Origin of the sequence: Brucella grignonensis, assembly GCF_002252505.1 — a bacterium.
Lineage (GTDB): Bacteria > Pseudomonadota > Alphaproteobacteria > Rhizobiales > Rhizobiaceae > Brucella > Brucella grignonensis.
In genome coordinates, this window is record NZ_NNRL01000159.1 from 113,454 (window position 1) to 136,096 (window position 22,643).

Sequence of the window (22,643 nt, forward strand, 5' to 3'; positions counted from 1 at the left end):
GAAAAGTCGAACAACTTTTCGGGATCATGCTTTAGTGACCGACCATGGATTCGCCCGAGGCGGCCATGATCTTTTCCTTGGAGACGTCGGAGCCGAATTCGGCCGAGATGCGTCCACGGTGCATAACGATGATACGATGAGCGATGCTGAGACATTCGCCGACTTCAGATGTCGTGTAGACGACTGCGAGCCCGTCCTTGGCCTTTTCAGCCAGCAGCTTGAACACTTCAGCCTTGGCGCCAATGTCGATACCGCGGCTTGGCTCATCCAGAAGAATAACCTTCGGCTCAGTTGCCAACATCTTGCCGATAACGACCTTCTGCTGGTTGCCGCCGGAAAGCGAACCGATTGCGGCTTCGCCACCATCCGTCTTGATGTGAACATTCTTGATCGACTGATCGACGATGTTCTTTTCACGTTTTGTCGAGGTGAAAAGGCCTCTCGTCATTTCGCCAATGCTTGCCAGCGATAGATTTCTGCCAACCGTCATCGTTTGCACAAGACCGTCACGCTGACGATCTTCCGGCACCAGAACCAGACCCTGATCAATGCGCTGGGCAATCGTGAGGCCTGCGACATCCCTGCCTTCAAGCAGAATGCTGCCCGAATTGGCCTTGAGGCGACCAGCAACCGTTTCAAGAAGTTCGGTACGACCTGCACCCATCAGACCGTAAATACAAACGATCTCACCGGCACGCACATTCAGCGACATATTATCGACAAGCGCAAAATCACCAGACTTGTCCTGAACAGTCAGACCTTCCACGGAAAGCGCTACATCGCCCCATTCGTAACCGGTTGGAGGCGAACCAAGATCGAAGTTTTCGCCCACCATGTTGCGAACGATCCATTCCAGATCAATCTCGGCACGCGGTGCATAAGCGGTCATCGCACCATCGCGCAGAACCACGGCATGATCGGTGATCTGCAGCGCTTCTTCCAGATGGTGGGAGATATAAACAATCGCCACACCGCGCGCAGTCAGATCACGAATGACCTTGAAGAGCACTTCCACTTCCGAAGCACTGAGCGCTGAAGTCGGCTCATCCATGATCAGAATGCGGGAATTGACCGAAAGCGCACGCGCGATTTCGACAACCTGTTGCTGGCCAAGACGTAGTTCTTCAACCAGAGTCAGCGGATCGATGTCTTCTTCAAGTTCTGCAAGAAGTTCGCGGGTCAGGCGTTCTTCTTCTGCGAAGTCGACGCCCGTTGCACCGCGGATTTCGCGTCCCATGAAGATGTTGTCGCGCACGTTCATATTGGGTGCGAGACTCAGCTCCTGATGGATGATCGAAATACCGCGATCGCGGGCTTCTGAGGAGGAGCCGAACGCAACAGGTTCACCATCGAGAACAATCGTGCCCGACGTCGGCTGAATGACCCCCGACAGAACCTTCATCAGGGTCGACTTGCCAGCACCATTTTCACCAAAAAGCGTGGTGACCTGACCGCGACGGATTTCAAAGTTCACGCCCTTGAGCGCGTTGATACGTCCATAGGCCTTGGCTACGTCATGTGCAGAAAGAACGACTTCGCCGTGCTTGCCTTCAATTGTCTTCCTGTCAGGGCTCATTTTACTTCAAGCCCCACTGGTGTAACCAGCCAGTTCTTCGGATTGACGAGCTTGAAAACGCCCGTCACTGAAACCGTCTTGCCAACGAGATTGTTGACATCAACGCCTTCAAGAACCTGCTTCTTCATCTCATTATTGAGCGCAGAACCGGCATTCTGGAATTCGATCTGATTCTTGAACTGGCCAAATTCGATTGTACCAGTCGCATCGCGCAGATCGGTGCCGTTTACCGCAGGCCCCGTCTGGACACGGATTGCCATACCTTCAGGGAAACCATCGACCTTAATGACATTATAGTTCGACTTGCGCTCTTCGACAGTGCCGGTGAACTTGATCGGAATAACCGGGTTCACACTACCAACACCATATTTCTTACCGGCTGCATCCTTGTCGGCAACAAGTGCGATGCCGACCTCAACCGCGTCGGCTGCGCGTTCTTCTACGCTTGCCTTGACCTTCGGAAATTCCGCAGCACCATAGGCCTCAGGGGAGAATGCCTGCTGGCGCACATCGGCATCGGAACCGATCTTCACGACTTTCGTATCAAATCCAATCGCACCGACAACCACAACCGCAGCGACCACACTCCAGAGGACTGCGCGGTTCAGCTTGGCTGGCTTCTGTGAAACTTGATTAGCTTGTGTACTCATAATCAAACGCCTTCAGCAAATTCTGCCGGATTGTCGTTGTAGTAAAAAAGGGTTACGCGGCTGAATTTACACCGCTAGTGGACCGCACCCGCGATAAGGCATCCGGCTAGCAACGGCTAAACGGATTTTCACACAGGCGGCCATGGGAGTGAGAAATTTAATCATAACGATCCTCCACATAGTTCCCTGGCTCCGACCCTCCGCGCAGCATGGAAACAGATGCGCCGCGACCATATGCTATGATAGCGGCATGTTATCAACTTCAATAATCATGTTATAAACACCAATATCTGTCAATCAGCTGTTTTTGAAACTCGCCCCGTTTCACACAATTGCGGGCCCAAGATTCACAGCAAAGCCGGAAAATCCATCATCAAAAGCCGACTGGCAATAATGAATTCGGCAAGGCTAAATTCACTAAACCGAACTTTTCCAGCACCGGAAGCGCACATATTTATCATTTAATAACAACTATATAGGCTAAAACTATTCGATGATCAGTGTCGTCGTACCAACCAAATCCTGTAAAGGAGCGTGAGGCAGCCGGTCAGGAATTCCACCACAATAACCTTTTGTTGAAAAAAAATGCTTACAGGCAAAAATTTTACAGACAGGTCACCGTCGTTATGTTATCTCGATCATACGCAACAGCTCTTTTTCATTAAAACAAGAGCCGCGAGCGACAAATTTTAGTCGCGGGAGGAATCCAAATGTCCCTGAATAAGCACTTTGGGAAAGCGTATTTCAGTCATGGGTGGTAAGGGCGATATAATCATCGGTATCGACGCGGGCACATCCGTCGTCAAGGCAGTGGCGTTTGATCTGAGCGGTCGTCAACTGGAATCGGCGGCTGTCCGCAACACGTATGAAACCGGAGAACACGGCGCCGCGACACAGTCTTTATCCCAGACATGGAAAGACTGTGTAAGCGCATTGCGCGGCCTGTCAGAAAAAGTTCCGGGCTTAAGCGAACGTACTGCCGCTATTTCCGTCACGGGGCAAGGTGATGGCACATGGCTTGTCGGTCATGATAATAAGCCGGTCGGCGATGCCTGGATCTGGCTCGATGCCCGCGCTGCCAATACCGTCACGAAACTTGCTGCGGGCCCGATGAACCGGGCGCGCTTTGAAGCGACCGGCACCGGCCTCAATACCTGCCAGCAAGGCACACAGATGGCACATATGGACAGTTTCGTACCGGAACTGCTCGACAATGCCGAAGTCGCCCTTCATTGCAAGGACTGGCTTTATCTCAACCTCACCGGCGTCCGCGCCACAGACCCCTCGGAAGCCAGTTTTACTTTCGGCAATTTCCGCAATCGCCAATATGACGATGTGGTTATTGAAGCGCTCGGCCTTAAAAAGCGCCGTGGTCTGCTGCCCGAAATCGTGGACGGCACTCTGACGCAGCATCCGCTATCCCCCGAAGCCGCAGCTGCCACTGGTCTTCTGGCCGGTACACCGGTGAGCCTTGGCTATGTCGATATGGTGATGACCGCGCTTGGCGCTGGCGTTTATTGCGGCACCGCAGATGCTGGCTGCTCGACCATCGGATCGACCGGCGTGCATATGCGCGCGAAGCAAGTTTCCGACATTCATCTGAATGCGGAAGGCACAGGTTACGTTATTGCTCTGCCGATTCCGGGCATCGTCACGCAGGTTCAGACCAATATGGGTGCGACGATCAATATCGACTGGATTTTGCAGATCGCTGCCGACCTCATGTCGACTGCAGACAAAAAAGTCAGCTTGAATGATCTGATCCCGCGCCTTGATGAATGGTTTAACGCAAGCCGCCCCGGCGCGTTGCTTTACCATCCTTATATTTCCGAAGCCGGAGAACGCGGACCTTTCGTCAATGCTTTTGCGCGCGCAGGCTTTATCGGCCTTTCAAGCCGCGACCGTTTCCCCGAACTGGTGCGCTCGGTCGTGGAAGGTCTCGGCATGGCAACACGTGATTGCTATGCAGCCATGGGCGGTATGCCTGCGGAACTGCGCATTACAGGTGGTGCGGCACGTTCACGTGCGCTTCGCAGTACGCTTTCGGCAGCCGTCAATGCGCCGGTTCGTGTTTCCTCGCGTGAAGAAGCAGGGGCTGCAGGTGCTGCAATGATGGCCGCAGTCGCAATTGGCGCTTATCCAAACATGGATGATTGCATCGCCGAATGGGTCGCGCCTCTGCTGGGCGCGGGTGAAGCACCTGATGCAACTGAGGCACAGCGCTACGCGGAACTGTTTGGCGCTTATAAGGACGCCCGACTGGCTCTGGCCCCGATCTGGGACAAGCTTGCTGCCGACCGGTAATCCGACGATCGGCTGAAATGACATATTATTTTGCCGGGCTACCGGCATCCGAAGGAGCATGAGATGGCTGAACCGGAAACCTGCGATCTGTTTGTGATTGGCGGCGGTATCAATGGCGCGGGCGTTGCTCGCGATGCGGCTGGACGCGGCCTCAAAGTTGTACTGGCAGAAAAAGACGACCTCGCAGAAGGCACTTCATCACGCTCCGGCAAGCTTGTGCATGGTGGCCTGCGCTATCTCGAATATTACGAATTTCGCCTTGTGCGCGAAGCTTTGATCGAGCGCGAAGTTCTGTTGAATGCCGCGCCGCATATCATCTGGCCGATGCGTTTTGTTCTGCCACACAGCCCGCAAGATCGTCCGGCGTGGCTCGTGCGTCTTGGCCTGTTCCTTTACGATCATCTCGGCGGTCGCAAGAAACTGCCCGGCACCCGCACGCTTGATCTGAAGCGTGATCCGGAAGGCACACCGATCCTCGACCAATACACCAAGGGCTTTGAATATTCCGATTGCTGGGTGGATGACGCCCGCCTCGTCGTTCTCAATGCCGTGGGTGCTGCTGAAAAAGGCGCGACCATTCTGACCCGCACGCCAGTTACATCTGCGCGTCGCGAAAAAGGCGGCTGGATCGTTGAAACCAAGAACCGCGATACTGGCGAAATGCGCAGCTTCCGCGCGCGCTGCATCGTCAACTGCGCAGGCCCATGGGTCACAGACGTTATCACCAACGTGGCCGGATCGAACTCTTCGCGCAATGTGCGCCTGGTCAAGGGCAGCCACATCATCGTGCCTAAATTCTGGTCGGGTGCAAATGCCTATCTGGTCCAGAACCACGACAAGCGCGTGATCTTCATCAATCCATATGAAGGCGACAAGGCGCTCATCGGCACCACCGATATCGCTTATGAAGGCCGCGCAGAAGACGTCAGCGCAGACGAAAAAGAAATCGATTACCTGCTCACCGCAGTAAACCGCTATTTCAAGGAAAAGCTTAGGCGCGAAGACGTGCTGCACAGCTTCTCCGGCGTACGCCCACTGTTCGATGACGGCAAGGGCAACCCATCGGCTGTCACCCGCGACTATGTTTTCGATCTTGATGAGACCAGCGACGCCCCTCTCCTCAACGTGTTTGGCGGCAAGATCACCACGTTCCGCGAACTCGCAGAGCGCGGTATGCATCGTCTCAAGCACATCTTCCCGAATATGGGCGGCGACTGGACGCATGATGCACCATTGCCGGGCGGCGAAATCGCCAATGCTGACTTTGAGACTTTTGCAAACAGCCTGCGTGACAGCTACCCATGGATGCCACGCAAACTGGCTCTGCATTATGGTCGTCTCTATGGTGCGCGCACCAAAGACGTAGTTGCAGGTGCATCTGATCTTAACGGTCTTGGACAGCATTTCGGCGGCAATCTCTATGAGGCTGAAGTCCGCTATCTCGTGTCGAAAGAATGGGCGAAGACGGCAAATGATATCCTCTATCGCCGCACCAAGCACTATCTGCACCTGACCGAAGCCGAACGGGCCGCATTCATTGCATGGTTCGACAACGCCAAACTTGCTGCATAAAGCGCGACAATCGAGGACACCATGGCCCTTACGCTTTCGCTGAACACCAATCCGCTTGTAAACCGCTTTGCGGAGCCGGATGATCTGATCGAAACCGTTGCGCGCGATCTGCGCCTGCGTGATTTGCAGCTCACGCACGAGTTCATCAATCCGAGCTGGCAGGCTTCGACCATTCGTCGCCTGACGCGCGACATGGACAAGGCTTTGCAGCGCACCGGCGTCCGCGTGACCTCCGGCATGACCGGTCCTTATGGTCGTCTCAACCATTTCGGTCATCCGGACAGCGATGTGCGCCGCTATTATGTCGACTGGTTCAAGACTTTTGCCGATATTATCGGCGATCTCGGCGGCAAATCGGTCGGCACACAGTTTGCGATTTTCACCTACAAGGATTTTGACAATCCTGAACGCAGAGAAGAGCTGATCGAGATCGCGATCGACTGCTGGGCGGAAGTTGCCGAACATGCGAAACGTGCCGGTCTCGAATATGTCTTCTGGGAGCCGATGAGCATTGGCCGTGAATTTGGCGACACAATCGCTGAAAGCATCAAGCTTCAGGACCGCCTCACGGCTGCCAATATGGCAATTCCAATGTGGATGATGGCCGACATTGATCATGGCGATGTTACTTCGTCGAACTCTGACGATTTCGACCCATATGCATGGGCGCGTGCCGTACCGAGGGTCTCGCCGATCATCCACATTAAGCAGAGCCTTATGGATAAGGGTGGCCATCGTCCGTTCACGGCAGCCTTCAATGCCAAGGGCCGTATTCAGCCCGAGCCGCTACTCAAGGCGTTCGCCGAAGGCGGTGCTGTGGACAATGAAATCTGCCTTGAGCTGTCGTTCAAGGAACGCGAGCCAAACGACCGTGAAGTCATTCCGCAAATTGCGGAAAGTGTGGCCTTCTGGGCACCGCACATTGACACGGGTGCAAGCGACTTGAAAATATAACCTCAAGAAAAGAATAAAGAATCGGGAGCAGGCAGCGCGAAAATGGCAGATTCAGACGATTCCTTAGCCCTTCGTGCTGCCTGGCTCCATTTCATTGCAGGTATGACTCAGTCGACCGTTGCAAAGCGGCTCGGAATACCTTCCGTGAAGGCACACCGCCTCATTGCCAAGGCCGTTGCAGACGGCGCGGTCAAGGTGACAATCGACGGTGACATCACCGAATGCATCAATCTCGAAAACCAGCTCGCAGAACAGTATAATCTCGAATATTGCGAAGTCACACCCGATCTCGGTGAAGAAGCCCTGCCCTTGCTTTCGTTGGGAAATGCTGGTGCAGAGTTCCTTCGTCGCGAAATCGAGCATGGCGATCATGAGGTAATTGGCCTTGGTCATGGCCGCACACTTTCAGCAGCCGTCAGTCAGATGCCACGCGTGGCTGCCAAGGATTTGCAGTTCGTATCGCTGCTTGGCGGCCTCACACGAGACTTTGCCGCCAACCCGCATGACGTGATGCATCGCATTGCTGAGAAGACCGGCAGGCCCGCTTACGTGATGCCGGTACCCTTCTTCGCCAACACGGCTGAAGATCGCGAAGTGTTGCTGGCGCAAAAGGGTGTCACCAGCGTCTTTGAAATGGGGTGCCGCGCCGAGCTGAAAATCGTCGGTATCGGCACAGTCGACGCGCACGCGCAGCTCGTCACATCCGGCGTGATTGATCTGTCTGAAATGGAAGAGATCGCAGAGCGCGGCGGTATTGGCGAAATGCTTGGACACTTCTTCGATATAAACGGCACGCGTCTTGAAACTGGACTGACGGCCCGCACCATCGCGGCATCGGTGGAAAATGCCGATATGAGCCGTATCATCGGGCTGGCTGGCGGTCTTTCCAAAGCCGACGCCATCCGCGCCGTCCTCAAAAGCGGTCGCCTTTACGGGCTGATCACCGATGAGCGCACCGCAAAGGCGTTGCTGCATTAAAACAGCATCGATCAACAAAATATCACAAAATCACATTTTATATGGATTGTTTTGTGATTTTGTGATTTAAGTTTGTGTAATAATAAATATGCTCTGGGATCGGAAATTCCGTGAAACGCGACGAAAGAAGACAGGCGATCATCAATCTGTTGATTGAAAATCATGCGGTCGATCTCGATGATCTTTCCGAGCGTTTTGCAGTTTCCAAGATGACCATCCATCGCGATCTGGATTCGCTTGAAGAATCCGGCGTGCTGCGCAAAGTACGCGGCGGCGCAACCATGGATGCAGGCTCTCAGTTTGAAAGCGATTTCCGTTTTCGCGTGCAACAAGACAATGAAGCCAAGATCGAGATGGGCCGCGCAGCTCTTGAGCTGATTGAGCCCGGCATGACCGTGATGATCAATGACGGCTCCACTGCTGCGGTTCTGGGCAGCATGTTGATTGAAAAACGTCCACTGACGGTGATCACCAACAATGCGGTCATCATCGAGAACCTCAAGGGCGAAGGCGGCATCAATCTGATTGCGCTCGGCGGTGTATTTTCTGCGAAATTCAATGCCTTCTTTGGCCTGCTGACCGAGGAAGCCCTTTCGAAACTCAGCGCGGACATTGCCTTCATTTCCGCGCCTGCAGTCAATGGACGTCTCGTCTATCACATGGATGAAAACGTCGTTCGCACCAAGCGAGCCATGACTGCATCCGCAACACGCACATGCCTTTTGGTCAACCACCAGCGTTTCCGCCGCACGGCCCTGCATGTGATGGCTGACCTTGGCGACTTTGATGCCATCATCACGGATAAATCTCCGGGCGATGCGCTTGTAGCCGAACTCGAGCCAGCAGGTATCAAACTGACAATCGCAGAATAGGTTCTGCGCCACCGCATTCACACGAGAAGAAAGACCATTCAAGCATGTCCAAATTCTGGGTAGGTACGAGCTGGAAAATGAACAAGACGCTGGCCGAAGCCCGTGTTTTCGCGAACGCGCTCAAGGACGCTGACAGCAGCCGTTCGGTAGACATTCAGCGCTTTGTCATTCCGCCGTTTACCTCAGTTCGTGAAGTAAAGGAAATCCTGTCGGACACATCGGTCAAGGTCGGCGCGCAGAACATGCACTGGGCTGATCAAGGTGCATGGACCGGCGAAATTTCACCGCTGATGCTCAAAGATTGCAATCTCGATATCGTTGAACTCGGCCATTCCGAGCGTCGCGAGCATTTTGGTGAAACCAACGAAACCGTTGGCCTCAAGGTTGAAGCAGCTGTTCGCCATGGTCTGATCCCGCTTATCTGCATTGGTGAAACGCTGGAAGACCGCGAAAGCGGACGTGCCGCAGAAGTGCTGGCAGAAGAAGTGCGAGGCGCACTTTCCAAGCTTTCAGACGAACAGAAGAAAGCCGAAATCCTGTTTGCCTATGAGCCAGTATGGGCGATTGGCGAAAATGGCATTCCTGCTTCTGCCGACTATGCCGATGACCGTCAGGCCGAAATCATTGCTGTTGCGGAAGGCATCCTTGGCCGTCGCGTACCTTGCCTTTATGGCGGCTCGGTCAATCCCGGCAATTGCGAAGAACTCATTGCCTGCCCGCATATCGATGGCCTGTTTATCGGTCGTTCGGCATGGAACGTGGAAGGCTATCTCGACATTCTGGCCAAATGCGCCAAGAAAATTGAAGCTAATTAAGGAGCATTATCATGAAAGTAGCAGTAGCAGGCGACAGCGCCGGTGAAGGTCTGGCCAAGGTTCTTGCAGATTATCTGAAGGATCGTTTTGAAGTGTCCGAAATCTCCCGCACCGACGCTGGCGCAGATGCATTCTACGCCAATCTTTCGGACCGCGTTGCATCCGCCGTTCTCGACGGTACCTATGACCGCGCAATTCTGGTTTGCGGCACCGGTATCGGTGTTTGCATTGCAGCCAACAAGGTTCCAGGCATCCGCGCAGCACTGACGCACGACACCTATTCAGCAGAACGTGCAGCACTTTCCAACAACGCGCAGATCATCACCATGGGCGCACGCGTTATTGGTTCGGAAGTTGCAAAGACCATTGCTGATGCATTCCTTGCACAGACCTTTGACGAAAACGGTCGTTCGGCTGGAAATGTTGATGCGATCAACGAAGTTGACGCCAAGTACAACAAGTGCTGATTGTCTAAGCAGAGCCCCAAAAAGTTGGCAGACTTTTTGGACAAGGCGATGCTCCAAAAATACAGAAAGCGGCGGGTTTCCCCGCCGCTTTTTTCTTTTAAGCTAAAGAATTTAGCTAAACTTCGGGTCCAGCGTACCGTCGCGATAACGCTTTGCCATGTCTGACAGTGGGATTGGGCGAATGGACTGAGCATGGCCAGCGGTGCCGAACTGCTCGAAGCGATCCTTGCAGAGCTTGGTCATCGCAGCCATTGCTGGCTTGAGATATTTACGCGGATCAAACTCGCTTGGATCTTCCTGCAACACGCGGCGGATCTGGCCCGTCAGCGCCATACGGTTGTCCGTATCGATGTTGATCTTGCGCACGCCATGCTTGATGCCGCGCTGGATTTCTTCAACAGGCACACCCCAGGTTGGCTTCATCTTGCCGCCATACTTGTTGATGATTTCCTGCAAATCTTCCGGCACAGACGACGAACCATGCATGACAAGATGCGTGTTTGGCAGCTTGCGATGGATTTCTTCGATCACATTCATCGCCAGCACTGAACCATCAGGCTTGCGGCTGAACTTGTAAGCGCCATGCGATGTGCCCATAGCGATTGCCAGTGCATCGACCTTGGTTTCGCGAACGAATTTCACAGCTTCATCCGGATCGGTCAGAAGCTGGTCATGCGAAAGCTGGCCTTCGGCACCATGACCGTCTTCTGCTTCACCCATGCCGGTTTCGAGTGAACCGAGAACACCCAGCTCACCTTCAACCGAAATACCGCCAAGATGGGACATTTCACTGACCTGACGCGTAACGGAGACATTGTAGTCCCAGTCAGCCGGGGTCTTGCCATCGGCCTTGAGCGAGCCGTCCATCATGACGGAGGTAAAGCCTGCCTGAATTGCGGTCATGCAAGTGGCGGCTTCATTGCCGTGATCAAGATGCACGCAAACAGGAATATGCGGATAGATTTCCGTGACCGCATCCATCATGTGGCGCAGCATGATATCGTTCGCATAGGAACGCGCACCGCGCGAAGCCTGCAGGATCACCGGCGCATTGGTCGCATCCGCCGCTTCCATAATGGCAAGCGCCTGTTCCATGTTGTTGATGTTGAAAGCCGGAACACCATAGCTGTGTTCAGCAGCGTGGTCGAGCAATTGCCGCAGCGTAATACGCGCCATTTCAGTTTCTCCTAATTAGTTGCGCGAACGCGCGTAATACTCACCAAGAACGTCGACTTCTTCCGCAACACCGAACACCAGCGCGCTGCGCTCGTGATAGGTTTCGGGAACGATATCGAGGATCGGTGTGGAACCATTGGTCGCCTTGCCACCAGCCTGCTGGCTGAGGAAAGCAATCGGATTGGCTTCATAAACGAGGCGTAGACGGCCTTTCTCATAGCCCGGACGCGCATCGTCCACGTAGAAGAAGATGCCGCCGCGCTGCATGATGCGATGCATGTCGCCGACAGCCGCACCCAACCAGCGCATATTGAAATTGCGCCCGCGCGGACCATCCTTGCCGTTGTAGCAATCGTCAACATAAGCCTTCATGCCGGCCGAGAGATGACGATAAACGGATGCGTTATAGGCGAGATCGGATGTACGCTCCGGAAGCATAACGTTCTTGCGGGTGATCTGGAAAATACCGTCCACCGGATCGAGTGTTGCAAAAAGCACGCCTTCACCAACCGAGAACGCGAGATCGATAGAATTACCGAACGACACATAACCCGCTGCCAGCTGACGATTGCCGGGCTGAAGGAAAGGCTCTGCCGTATCTGCCGGGAAAATTGAAAAGATAGTGCCAAGCGGCGCGCCAAGACCAACATTGCCGGAACCATCGAGCGGGTCGATTGCCACGGCAACCAGACCATCAGCCTTACCCGGAACCGGAAGGTCCGCTTCCTCGGAGAGAACCGATGCGGCACCAGCCGCAATCAGCAACTCAACGAAAAGATTGTGCGAACCAACATCAATGCTCTTCTGCTGGTCCTGATCGCTGTTCACGCCGACCAGTTTGCCCGGATCGCCGGGAAGAGAACCGCGCGCGATGCGACCGGCAAGACGGCCTGAACCTGCGAGAATGGCTTTGATTACATTGCTCGTTGCAAGACGCAAGCCATCCTGACCTGCCCAGGTATCGAGATATTCGCCAGCAGCCTGCGTATCGACACGGTCACTATCGCCAGCCAGAACCAGCGGTGCAAAATTTCCTGCCATCGTCATTCGCCCTGCTCCCGAAGAAGAGACAGTTGCAGCACGTTGGAAGTGGGGGAAACGGAATTCATTTACTGGCAATCTCCATGCAGATGTCTTCAAGACACGCCCGATAGTGGGCCGAGACACGGAGGACGTAACACCGTTCTGATATCATCACAATGATGTGGATAACATTATAACGATTTAAATGTGATAATATGTTTTAAAATGATGTTAATTACAGATAAGCTATGTCATCTCCCATATGCGTTGGGCATTGCGAAGTGCCACGCGAGCCGACTGTCTATGCTCGCAAAAGCCCTCTTCCGGAAAATGGAGTGCTATAAAGCCTCTATAACGCGCACTTACAGCGTTTTTCTGATTCCATTAAAGCCGGAAGCGCTCCGGCCATTTGCTTGAAGCACATTTTACTCCCCAAACCGTTTTATATGTTTTGGAACGCGACTGAGCGCAGGCACGCGAAAGGCCCCGCGGCTATTCAGCTCTGCTTTTTCTTGTCGGGATCAAAAGTTACGAAGAAACGAAAAGCCGACCAAAGGCCCAGTGCGCCAAAAAGCATGGCCCAGCCGACACTGCCCATCCAAATCTCGAATGCGGTCCAGGCAAAACAGCTCCCTGAGATCAATACCCGAGTCCATAAAGGTCGAAATCGCGGGTCATCAAACTCAAACATTGGCCAACCTTGTTACGGTTTCACGTCTCCGAAACATCGCTCCGGAGAATATACGCCATGTCTAACGAGTTTCCGGGCATCCCGTAAGTACTCCGTGTTCAAGTCGACCGATATTTTGTGACTTTAAACGAATTGTGTCTTCCGTCCTTGAACTAGGTCGGAAGACACAGCTATTGCTCGATGTGGTGCTGGGCGATCAGGCCGCCTCAGCGCGGGGTGCCATCGCTCCCGTCATCAGGGCCACAGCATCCGACATCGAATATTCTTTCGGATCGATCACCGTCAAACGACGGCCAAGACGATGGATATGGATGCGGTCGGCCACTTCAAACACATGCGGCATGTTATGTGAAATCAGCACTATAGGCATGCCACGCGCCTTCACGTCCTGAATAAGCTCCAGAACGCGGCGGGATTCCTTCACACCAAGCGCAGCCGTCGGTTCATCCATAATGACAACTTTGGAGCCGAAAGCTGCAGCACGCGCGACCGCAACACCTTGCCGCTGTCCGCCCGACAATGTTTCCACGGCCTGGCCGATGTTCTGAATGGTCATCAGCCCCAGTTCCGAGAGTTTCTCACGGGCGATCTTTTCCATTGCACCACGATCAAGCATTCGCAGCCATGAGCCGAGCGGGCCTTTGCGGCGAATCTCACGCCCAAGAAAGAGATTGTCCGCAATGGAAAGTGCCGGGGAAAGAGCAAGGTTTTGATAAACCGTCTCAATGCCCGCATTGCGCGCTTCCATCGGCGAATGGAAGCTCACCGGCTTTCCATCCAGCTTGATTTCGCCTTCGTCGGGACGAACCGCACCTGACAGTGCCTTGATGAGCGAAGATTTACCCGCGCCATTGTCGCCAATGACGGCAAGAACCTCTCCCGGATAGAGATCAAAATCGGCATGGTCGAGGGCTGTGACGCGCCCGTAACGCTTAACCAGACCGCGTGCGGAAAGAACAGGCGTAACTGAGGGTTTCATGCGGCAGCCTTTCTGATCCATTGGTCAATCGCAACGGCGGCGATAATAAGAACGCCAATCAGGAGATAGGTCCATTGTGGATCTGTGCCCCAAAGGCGCAATCCGAGCGAGAAAACGCCCACGATCAGAGCACCAAACATTGTACCAAGGATCGAGCCTCGCCCGCCAAAGAGCGATATTCCGCCAATCACCACGGCAGTTATGGATTCAATATTGGCAAACTGACCCGAAGTTGGTGAGACTGAACCAAGCCGCCCGATCATTGCCCAGCCAGCAAGTGCACAGATAAGCCCGGCCAGAACATAAACTGACATCAGGATCGGCTTGACCGACACGCCCGCAAGCTGTGCCGCTTCCGGATCATCACCAATAGCATAGACATGACGTCCCCAGGCGGTGTGGTTCAGGACAAACCAAAGCACCAGCACCAGCAGAACCATGGCGATAACACCATAGGTAAAGACCGCACCGCCAAAACGAATGCTTTCACCAAAGAACTGCAGGATGGGCGCTTCAGCGGTAATTTCCTGCGCCCGAATGGTTTCATTCGCCGAATAGAGGAAGTTGGTAGCGAGGATCACCTGCCACATGCCCAAAGTGACAATAAATGGGGGCAGTCGAACATAGGCAATCAAAAAACCATTGATGAAGCCACACAGCGCACCGGTCGCAAAACCGAACAAAATTGAGAGTTCCGCAGGCAGGCCATAGCGGAAGGTAAATTGTCCCATCACGACTGATGACAGCACCATAATGGCACCAACTGAAAGATCGATACCGGCTGTCAGGATCACCAGAGTTTGTGCCGCCGCCACAATACCGGTTATCGCAACCTGCTGGAGAATGAGCGTCAACGCAAAGGCGGAAAAGAATTTCCCACCCAACGTAATGCCAAACACCAACAGTGAAATCACCAGCACAATCAGTGGTACAGCCGCAGGATTGTGGTGCAGAAAATGCCGGAGCCGATAGAGCACCGAGTGATCGCCATCATCAAATGATGCAACATCACTCGCACTTCGCGACAATGCGCTTTCATACTCCTGCATCGATGGCTTTACGGGGGCGGAGGTCGCCTCTGGCTCGCTCATGTCAGTCTCCTGCTGTCTTGTGCAAGAGCACCCGGCAGAAAATGCCGGATGCGAAGGTTCCTGAAAGCATTTCCAGCAAAAATGCGAAGCGATTTTGCGTCGGATAATGCGTAAAATAAACAGTCCAGGTGTTAGAGCGCCGTGCGTCCTTTCGGATGCACAAAGGACGCTCTAACTTTTTGGTTTTAAGCACATTGTATCCTAAAGACGGCTCCCACCTTTCGGGATGTGCTTTAGCCCCAGCATTTGCCAAGAGCAGTTTTGGTGTCGATTGACTCCACACCCGCAACAGGCTTGTCAGTGACCAGCGCCACACCCGTATCGACAAAGGTCTTGCCTTCGGTCGGCTTTGGCTTTTCGCCGGTGTCAGCGAATTTCTTGATCGCTTCGATGCCAAGAGCAGCCATCTGCAGCGGATATTGCTGCGATGTTGCGCCAATCACACCGGCTTCAACATTCTTGACACCAGGGCAACCACCGTCGATCGACACGATCAGAACGTCTTTTTCACGCCCCACCGCCTTCAATGCTTCATAAGCGCCAGCAGCAGCCGGTTCATTGATGGTGTGGACGACATTGACGGTCGGGTCTTTCTGGAGAAGGTTTTCCATGGCGCGACGACCACCTTCTTCATTACCATCGGTCAGATCGCGGCCGACGATGCGTGGATCGTCTTCATCGCCAAGCTTGGTCTTGTCCTTCGGATCAATGCCGAAGCCAACATCAAAGCCCTGATCACGCAGAACATCCACGCTCGGCTGAGACGCGGTAAGATTCAGGAAGGCAACGCGCGCATCCTTGGCTTTATCGCCAAGCGTTGCTGCGGCCCACTTGCCCACCAGCTCACCCGCAAGGAAATTGTCTGTCGCAAAGGTCGCATCAGCCGCATCGGCTGGCTCCAGAGGTGTATCAAGCGCAATGATAAGTGCACCAGCATCGCGCGCTTTTTGCAGCGATGGTACAATACCCTTCGTGTCGGAAGCAGTGATCAGAATACCTTTGGCACCATCTGCAATGCAGGTTTCGATCGCAGCAACCTGACTTTCGGAATCGCCATCAATCTTGCCCGCATAGGTTTTGAGATTGACGCCAAGTTCCTTGGCTTTGGCAATAGCGCCTTCCTTCATCTTAACAAAAAATGGATTGGTATCCGTCTTGGTGATCAGGCATGCACCAACATCAGCAGCATTGGCTGGACCGACTGCGGAAGCGGCGACACCAAGCGTAAAGGCAGCAACAGCTGCCGAGAGAACTGTCTTCTTCATAAACTTCCTCCCAGAGTGAAACCGGTTCCTCTTCCCCCGGCGTAACGAAAGCAAAACACGGCTTCGTAAGAGAGTCAATTAATAAATCCACTTGATTTATTAATTTGCTGTGTCACTCTTCAGGTGAGAGATTGAGATTGGCCAATTTGTCTTGCAGGTGCCGCTGGCATCTAAGCTGATGTTTCTATTTAACATGTTCTACAAATGAGGGCTTTTTCTGCTTCGTCGAATGGAGTAGGCCAATCGATATCAGAGCATGTATCCCATAGGTGGGAGCCGGTTTTGGAAGAAAGACATGCGTCAAACTAAAGCGTGACATCACTCTTTAGAGCGCGTCCCGAAAAGTGTGAAGCAGCTTTCGGAAAAGATACGCTTTAAAACAAACACTTAGAGCGCCGATCTGATTCAATCAGATCGAAACGCACTCTAGAATATGCGGGACCTTGGGAGAGGACATGGCCAGACACACTTCAGAACGTAGTTCTGATCAACACGGCGGGCCCGCCGTGGCAGGTTCCGCCATGCCGCAATTCACCCAAGCCGGAGCAAGCATCAATCGTGGCTCTAACCAGATCGGTGTGCGCGCTTACAACGAGCGCCTCGTTCTTGCGCTGGTGCGCCGACATGGTTCAATGGCCCGTGCCGATATCGCCCGCAAGACCGGGCTGTCTGCACAAACCATTTCAGTAATCATCCGCGAGCTGGAAAAAGACGGCCTGATCACACAAGGCGAACGCGTACGCGGGCGTGTTGGGCAACCTTCAATGCCCATGCGGCTTGCTGCAGATGGCGTCTTTTCGTTTGGTCTGAAGATCGGCCGCCGCAGCGCCGAGATCATCTTGATGGATTTTCTTGGCAACATCCGTCAACGTCGCCACATCACCTATCGCTGGCCTGTGCCGGATCAAATCCACAAGTTCTCCTTTGATAGCATCAAAGCGTTTACTGCCGCACTTGATGCAGACAAACGAGAACGTATTGCAGGGCTCGGCATTGCGCTTCCATTTGAGCTCTGGAACTGGGTGGAAGAAGTCGGTGCACCTGCGGCCGATATGAATGCCTGGCTTGATGCCGATCTGATCAACGATTTCGGCTCCGCCTTACCATTTCCGGTTTACCTACAGAATGACGGAACAGCGGCCTGTGGTGCGGAACTGACATTCGGACGTGGGCCTGAATTTACCGATTTCGTCTATTTCTCAATTGGGTCATTCATTGGCGGCGGCGTAGTTTTGAACAACACGCTCTACCCCGGACGAACCGGTAATGCTGGCGCTCTGGGTTCGATGCCCATGCGCATGCGTGGAACAGACGACGCGCGCGAAACCATGCAATTAATCGATACCGCATCGCTCTTTGTTCTCGAACGCATGTTGCAGGAGAGCAATATTTCTTCCGATGACCTTTGGCTTTCGCCTGAACGCTGGCCAGATTTCGGCATTTTGCTCGATGAATGGATCGCATTGGCCGCGCGTGGCCTCGCCCATGCAGCGATTGCAGCCGCAGCCGTGATTGATTTTCCAGCGGCAATTATTGACGGCTGGCTGCCAGAAAATGTCCGCCACAGGATCGTTGAAGCGACGAAGCTCGAGCTTACGCGCATCGACCTGCAAGGTCTTTCCGCACCCGAGATTGTCGAAGGGAAAGTCGGCGTTCATGGAAAAGCGATGGGCGCTGCGAGCCTGCCGCTTTCCCATCGCTATCTTTTCGACCAAAGCGTCCTCTTCAAAGACAGTGCCTGATAGAATGTTCTTTGGCGATGCCGCGAAAAACCGCGCCATAGTCCCACTCGGTGAGCTCCGGGGTGAGGTTGAATCCCAGCACCAGAGCATAATTCGTCGTCAGAGTTTCGCAGGCATCATAACCACCCCACAAGGCTGACCTTTATCCGAGTAAATATTCCAAGAAGTACATTTTCTTTGGGCATATAACAGATGACGTAATTCATCCATCTCCTGCCAGATGCACAATAAAATTATGTCCGTATGACACTTTGCCTAAAACATACTGCCCCTCTTTGGGACGAACCAGTCCTTCTGCCAGGCGAAAGCTACCATCTCGCCAAACGATATCCGCTGCCCATGCCCGACCCAAACACTGATGGGCAACCCGATCAGCAAGCTCAAGCAGTTCATCAAGGTCTGTTGAAATCAGCAAAACTGCTTTGCCCGCGTCCGCTGCATCGCTGATACGCTGGCGGGTGGCACGAATATTTTTTACATCGGGACCGTAAGTTGGCTTTGCAAAAATAACTGCCTCCGCTGAGCCGGTCAGCTCATGTGCCAACAAAACTTTCTGAATGTTTCCCCCAGACAATGTTCCTACGGGTGTCTGGAAATCCGGCGTGCGAATATCAAAGTTCCGCACATGCTCCTGAGCCTGCAAACGAATGGACTGCGGTTTTTCAATACCTTTTTTTCAGAAAGGCGAGGCTCCAATATCCTTGAGCAAAAAATTAGTCGCGACGGCGAATGCGCCAACAGTACCTTCGCCCAATCGGTCGTCAGTCACATAACGCAGCCCCGCTGCGCGACGTTCTCCCACTGTAAGAGAACCGATTTCGGCACCATGCAGCTTCACACTTCCCGAGGAAGGCATCTGCCCGGCCAAGGCTTCCGCAAGCTCCTTCTGACCGTTGCCGTCGATGCCGGCAATGCCGAGCACTTCTTTCGATCTCAGCGCAATTGAAACATCACGAACTGGAATACGTCCTGCATTTGAATTCAGCTTTGAAACTTCCAGCACCACGGAACCCAACTCACGGGTGGCGCGATACTCGCTGGCGCTATCGTCCGTTGCGGACTGGCCAAACATCAGACGGATGATATTGGCCGTATTCTGCTGATCACTATTGGCATTGAGTTCATCAGGGGTGATAGCACCGGCATTTTTACCAAGGCGTAACATCGAAATCCTGTCACCATATGCAAGTGCTTCGTTGAGCTTATGCGTGATGAAAATGACCGCAAGCCCCTCGGCAACCAGTCGGCGCATTAACTCTCCAAGAGAAACGGCCTCGTTGGGGGGCAGCATAGCGGTCGCTTCATCGAGAATGAGACAGCGGCTGCCACGCATCAAAGCGCGCAAAATTTCGACCTGCTGACGCTCACCTAGGGAAAGGCTGGAGACCAGCGCAAAAGGATCAACGCGCAGACCGATGCGGCTTGCAGTTTCATTGATACACTTTGCAATGCCGCTGCGATCCGGCTTACGCCACCATACCCCACCAAGGGTGAAATTATCGACGACCGTCAGGCTTGGCACCAGCATCGAATGCTGAAACACCGTGCCTATTCCTAATGCGAGGGCATGGCGGGGAGACGTTATATTGACGGCTGAACCATCAATTTCGATACAGCCGTTATCTGACTGCTGAAGCCCCGACAACATACCAACCAATGTAGATTTTCCGGCACCGTTTTCGCCAAGCAGAACATGAACTTCACCCGGCCAAATATCTGTGCTGACATTGTTATTGGCTATAGCGCCGGGAAAGCGCTTGGTAATACCACGCAGCCCAACAAATGGCTTTGTACTGGAATTCGGAGGAAGGCCGCGTTTGTCACTGACGCCTGCATCTCAACATCCTTCATGCAAATCCTTGATCATAGCGGCGTAAACCGGCGTCAGGTCCCAGATAACGGATGAAAGAAGATCGCCTTTATCAATCGACGTCTTTTCGCCGATAACATCAATGAAATAGGCTTTCCCGCCATCGGTGGCCGGTGTCGTTTCAACGGCCTGCAACATGCCAAAACTCGAACCGTTGCCCTGCCCGAAGATAATGTCCGCGCCAGAGGCAATAACGGTTTCAGCCACGCGCTTACCGCCGGCAGCATCAGCATAAGCTGCCGGTCCGATCACCGTATAACGAACTTCAACAGCTGGGTTCCCAGCCTTCACCCCCTGTGCAAAAGCAACCGACATATTGTTCCACGACGGTGGCGCAACGCCGGGGATATGACAGTGGCGTTTAACGCCCGAGGAAAAATAGGGGTCCTAAATCGGACCCCTATTCCATGATGTATTGGGAAATATTAGAGCGCATCCCGAAAAGTGTGAAACGGTTTTCGGATAAGATGTGCTCCAAACAAATAGTTAGAGCGCAGATCTGATTCAATCAGATCAAAACACGCTCTAATGCCCAGAAAGGACAAGTGTCTGCACTGGCATCATCACGGCTTGTATTCGCAGGATCATGGCGTGAACGAGGCCGGTTGCATCGACGGCGTGCAAGAATATAGACCGCAGCGTACCCGCTTTACCGGATTCCAATTCCTCATGATTGCTTGTGTACGCGTTGGCCACACAACTACTGCCGGGGGGAATGCCCGCAAGCTGTCCTTCGTAGAGAGGCTCCAGGGTAACTGTGATTGTTCCCGGTTTTGCCAATTGCTGGATGTCGACCAGTTGATCGCTGGCTCGCACCTGCCCGCCTGCAATAACATCCTGCACTTCAGTTACGACCATCGGAATAATCGTGAATGGCTTACCGATACATGTTGCTTCGGCAATCATACCGGGCTTCATGACTTGCGCTTCGATCTGCCCGAAGCCTGCGATAAGGGCCGTTCGACCTGCTGTTTCCGGCACCAATATGCCGGCCGGGCGGAGCAACGGATTGACGACTTCACCTGCCCGCAAGGTGAATTGTTGAACGGTTCCCGAAACGCCGGCCTTCACGATCGTTTTATTCAGTTCAACTTCCGCCTCCGTAGCTGCAGCCTCAATGCTTGCCCTCTGCGCTGGAAGCAATGAGGTGATTTTGGTTTCGAGCGTCTGCTTGCTGGCGGTTGCTGCTGCCAATTCGCTACCTTTGCCATCGGCTATGGATTGGAGACGTTCAATATCCTTACGGGCGACAATGTTTGAGTTGCGGCGCTGCAGCTCAAGTTGCGTGTTTACATCGTTCTGTGCCTGAACGAACGCAATCTCACCTTGCTTAATCCGGGCATCGGCAGCCACAAGATCGGTTTTGGCGACAACCATTTCGGCGTCGATTTCCGCAATGCGTTTACGAGCTGTTTCCAGCGCAGCCTTTTGTTTGCTGTCATCGAGTTTGAAGAGCGGTTCGCCAGCTTTCACCTTCTGGTTTCGCGAGACATACACTTCATCAACACGTCCACCTATTTCCGGAAGGATCGTGACCGTTCGAAACGCAGCTGTCACGTTGGACGTGGACGGATGATAATAGAAAATCATCGTGATCAGGGATACCGTAAGGATGAGGCACGCCGTGATCCCCCATCTGAGTTCGAACCACATGGAATAGATCGTGATCTCGTGTCCGATCCGCTTTCCCTGACCGAACCGGCGGAAAAGATAATCAGGAAATATGGTGATCATTGAACAAAGCAGGAATTCGAGCATTATTTCTGCTCCCCTTTGTTCTGATCGAGAGACAGTCCCGTGTCAGGCGTGGCTGTTGAAGTGGCAGCGCTCTGAGAGCCCCCTGAAACCGCTTGTGGTGCAACATTATCGCTGGCACCAACAGTTGCTGTTGGTGCAGAGGGCGGAATTGTCAGGTGAAGCCCTCGCCGCGCAATGGTACGCAAAGACCTTGCCATGGAGGTTACCGGCGACAGAAAGTCCGGAAGATCCGTCATTGCCAGCAAAAGAGCTGCAATCCAGAAGAGCTGATTGTGAGTGAAGAGCGCTATCAAACCCAATACAGCAACAAGTTGAATCTGAATTTTATTCGTCTGATGAGCAATATGTTCAGGGAGAGCATGAAGTCTCAGATAGAGAATACCCGTCAGGAATACCACGCAGATAAGGAAAATAATGACGATGTTCAAAAGCACATCGGTTTGTCCCGGGGGAGTTATAAATGCGGGTAAATGTCCGACCGCTGCTTTATGCACGGCATCTGCTGATTGGTCCATGTTGCCTCCAGCCTTTGTTTGTTGGCGTCCCATGCGCTTCACCGGATGGTAGCGATAAGGAGCGCGGCTGTTCACCAACAAATGTGCCCGAAAAATGTCGGCTGCACACCATTATATCAAATAGCAATAACGTTGTGGAAATTTCCGATGAGGATTGGAAAAATTACCAAATGAAATGAAGAATTATAAAGAAAATAAGCCATTGTTCATGCTGAGAATATGGCTTTCCGCCTAGTCATGGAGTCAGAGCTAACTGAAACAGCGGTTTATCTAACTGTACGGCGCGCCCGTCATACATGCTGAATAGAAGTCTTTGCAGAACTCGCAGCACCCCGAAAGCCGTAG

21 protein-coding genes are annotated in these 22,643 nt (G+C 53.3%); 8 read left to right on the plus strand and 13 right to left on the minus strand.

The window, feature by feature from the left end; translation table 11 throughout:
* Nucleotides 1-31 precede the first annotated feature (31 nt).
* Together CEV33_RS11275 and CEV33_RS11280 are read right to left on the minus strand one after the other, a co-directional pair.
* The gene (locus CEV33_RS11275) at nt 32-1,576 is read right to left on the minus strand and encodes a sugar ABC transporter ATP-binding protein (protein ID WP_094540580.1); all 1,545 of its coding nucleotides are present in this window, start codon (nt 1,574-1,576) and stop codon (nt 32-34) included.
* Nucleotides 1,573-2,226 (minus strand): DUF2291 family protein, encoded by a 654-nt coding sequence (locus tag CEV33_RS11280; protein WP_094540581.1) that lies wholly within the window; start codon nt 2,224-2,226, stop codon nt 1,573-1,575. Before CEV33_RS11280 ends, CEV33_RS11275 begins: the two co-directional genes overlap by 4 nt.
* A 750-nt stretch (nt 2,227-2,976) precedes the next feature.
* Between CEV33_RS11280 and CEV33_RS11285 the strand changes: the two genes are divergently transcribed.
* The 7 genes from CEV33_RS11285 to derI all read left to right on the plus strand — a co-directional run bounded on the left by CEV33_RS11285 (nt 2,977) and on the right by derI (nt 10,188).
* On the plus strand, nt 2,977-4,530 hold the full coding sequence (locus CEV33_RS11285) for an FGGY-family carbohydrate kinase (protein ID WP_094540582.1): 1,554 nt from the start codon (nt 2,977-2,979) through the stop codon (nt 4,528-4,530).
* 63 nt (nt 4,531-4,593) lie between these two features.
* On the plus strand, nt 4,594-6,102 hold the full coding sequence (locus CEV33_RS11290) for a glycerol-3-phosphate dehydrogenase (RefSeq protein ID WP_094540583.1): 1,509 nt from the start codon (nt 4,594-4,596) through the stop codon (nt 6,100-6,102).
* 21 nt (nt 6,103-6,123) lie between these two features.
* Nucleotides 6,124-7,056, plus strand: a complete 933-nt coding sequence (locus CEV33_RS11295; RefSeq protein ID WP_094540584.1) for a TIM barrel protein — start codon at nt 6,124-6,126, stop codon at nt 7,054-7,056.
* 42 nt (nt 7,057-7,098) lie between these two features.
* Nucleotides 7,099-8,034: a sugar-binding transcriptional regulator gene (locus tag CEV33_RS11300; protein WP_094540585.1), complete on the plus strand. Its 936-nt coding sequence runs from the start codon at nt 7,099-7,101 to the stop codon at nt 8,032-8,034.
* Nucleotides 8,035-8,144: 110 nt separating this feature from the next.
* Complete coding sequence (locus CEV33_RS11305) at nt 8,145-8,906, plus strand: DeoR/GlpR family DNA-binding transcription regulator (RefSeq protein WP_094540586.1); 762 nt, start codon at nt 8,145-8,147, stop codon at nt 8,904-8,906.
* Nucleotides 8,907-8,950: 44 nt separating this feature from the next.
* Nucleotides 8,951-9,721 carry a triose-phosphate isomerase gene (locus CEV33_RS11310; RefSeq protein ID WP_094540587.1) on the plus strand — a complete coding sequence of 257 codons (771 nt, stop codon included), beginning with the start codon at nt 8,951-8,953 and terminating at the stop codon, nt 9,719-9,721.
* Nucleotides 9,722-9,732: 11 nt separating this feature from the next.
* Complete coding sequence (gene derI / locus CEV33_RS11315; protein WP_094540588.1) at nt 9,733-10,188, plus strand: D-erythrulose-4-phosphate isomerase; 456 nt, start codon at nt 9,733-9,735, stop codon at nt 10,186-10,188.
* Between the two features lie 111 nt (nt 10,189-10,299).
* Here the strand turns inward: derI and fba are convergent, their stop codons facing one another.
* The 6 genes from fba to CEV33_RS11340 all read right to left on the minus strand — a co-directional run bounded on the left by fba (nt 10,300) and on the right by CEV33_RS11340 (nt 16,413).
* The gene (gene fba, locus CEV33_RS11320; RefSeq protein WP_094540589.1) at nt 10,300-11,364 is read right to left on the minus strand and encodes a class II fructose-bisphosphate aldolase; all 1,065 of its coding nucleotides are present in this window, start codon (nt 11,362-11,364) and stop codon (nt 10,300-10,302) included.
* A gap of 15 nt (nt 11,365-11,379) precedes the next feature.
* The gene (locus CEV33_RS11325) at nt 11,380-12,411 is read right to left on the minus strand and encodes a class 1 fructose-bisphosphatase (RefSeq protein ID WP_094540591.1); all 1,032 of its coding nucleotides are present in this window, start codon (nt 12,409-12,411) and stop codon (nt 11,380-11,382) included.
* A 472-nt stretch (nt 12,412-12,883) separates the two neighbouring features.
* Nucleotides 12,884-13,078 (minus strand): hypothetical protein, encoded by a 195-nt coding sequence (locus tag CEV33_RS23730; protein ID WP_141211583.1) that lies wholly within the window; start codon nt 13,076-13,078, stop codon nt 12,884-12,886.
* A gap of 196 nt (nt 13,079-13,274) precedes the next feature.
* Complete coding sequence (locus CEV33_RS11330; protein WP_094540713.1) at nt 13,275-14,057, minus strand: ATP-binding cassette domain-containing protein; 783 nt, start codon at nt 14,055-14,057, stop codon at nt 13,275-13,277.
* Nucleotides 14,054-15,148 carry an ABC transporter permease gene (locus CEV33_RS11335; RefSeq protein ID WP_094540592.1) on the minus strand — a complete coding sequence of 365 codons (1,095 nt, stop codon included), beginning with the start codon at nt 15,146-15,148 and terminating at the stop codon, nt 14,054-14,056. The genes CEV33_RS11330 and CEV33_RS11335 overlap by 4 nt, the downstream gene beginning before the upstream one ends.
* Before the next feature lie 233 nt (nt 15,149-15,381).
* Nucleotides 15,382-16,413 (minus strand): substrate-binding domain-containing protein, encoded by a 1,032-nt coding sequence (locus CEV33_RS11340; protein ID WP_094540594.1) that lies wholly within the window; start codon nt 16,411-16,413, stop codon nt 15,382-15,384.
* 455 nt (nt 16,414-16,868) lie between these two features.
* On the opposite strand from CEV33_RS11340, the gene CEV33_RS11345 reads away from it, so the two are divergent.
* Nucleotides 16,869-18,155, plus strand: a complete 1,287-nt coding sequence (locus tag CEV33_RS11345; RefSeq protein WP_094540596.1) for an ROK family transcriptional regulator — start codon at nt 16,869-16,871, stop codon at nt 18,153-18,155.
* Nucleotides 18,156-18,357: 202 nt separating this feature from the next.
* Here CEV33_RS11345 and CEV33_RS11350 read toward each other — a convergent pair whose 3' ends face one another.
* The 5 genes from CEV33_RS11350 to CEV33_RS11370 form a co-directional block, all read right to left on the minus strand.
* On the minus strand, nt 18,358-18,780 hold the full coding sequence (locus tag CEV33_RS11350; RefSeq protein WP_141211585.1) for a hypothetical protein: 423 nt from the start codon (nt 18,778-18,780) through the stop codon (nt 18,358-18,360).
* A gap of 51 nt (nt 18,781-18,831) precedes the next feature.
* Nucleotides 18,832-19,929, minus strand: coding sequence for an ATP-binding cassette domain-containing protein (locus CEV33_RS11355; RefSeq protein ID WP_094540600.1), 1,098 nt, complete (start codon nt 19,927-19,929; stop codon nt 18,832-18,834).
* 63 nt (nt 19,930-19,992) lie between these two features.
* Complete coding sequence (locus tag CEV33_RS11360; protein WP_268875810.1) at nt 19,993-20,373, minus strand: BMP family ABC transporter substrate-binding protein; 381 nt, start codon at nt 20,371-20,373, stop codon at nt 19,993-19,995.
* A 177-nt stretch (nt 20,374-20,550) separates the two neighbouring features.
* Nucleotides 20,551-21,783, minus strand: a complete 1,233-nt coding sequence (locus CEV33_RS11365) for an HlyD family secretion protein (RefSeq protein WP_094540601.1) — start codon at nt 21,781-21,783, stop codon at nt 20,551-20,553.
* Nucleotides 21,783-22,298 carry a hypothetical protein gene (locus tag CEV33_RS11370; protein ID WP_235818399.1) on the minus strand — a complete coding sequence of 172 codons (516 nt, stop codon included), beginning with the start codon at nt 22,296-22,298 and terminating at the stop codon, nt 21,783-21,785. Before CEV33_RS11370 ends, CEV33_RS11365 begins: the two co-directional genes overlap by 1 nt.
* Nucleotides 22,299-22,643: the final 345 nt, after the last annotated feature.